At 68.9% G+C, this 315-nt stretch carries 1 protein-coding gene; it reads right to left on the reverse strand.

The features are described 5' to 3' along the window. Positions 1-315, reverse strand: a 315-nt coding sequence (locus tag GTW43_RS01720; RefSeq protein WP_161299747.1) for a hypothetical protein, incomplete at both ends; no start/stop codon positions are given.

Here is a 315-nt window from a genome sequence, read left to right on the forward strand (position 1 = left end):
CTGGCGCGGGAAGGTGAAGCGGGTCCGCTCGTTGCCCTCGTCGTCCAGGATGATCAGGTCGTCGCCCTTGGAGACGCACGGGAAGTAGCCGTAGACCACGGCGGCCTCGAGCTGGTTCTTCCTCTGGAGCTGGTCGAGGAGACCGCGCAGCCGGGGCCGGCCCTCGCTCTCCACCAGCTCCTCGTAGCTGGGTCCGCCGTTGCGGGCCTGCTTGAGACCCCACTGGCCCTTGAACAGGGCGCCCTCGTCGAGCCAGGAGGCGTAGTCCTTGAGGGGGATGCCCTTGATGACGCGGGTGCCCCAGAACGGCGGTGC

It is taken from the genome of Streptomyces sp. SID5785 (genome assembly GCF_009870065.1).
GTDB lineage: Bacteria > Actinomycetota > Actinomycetes > Streptomycetales > Streptomycetaceae > Streptomyces.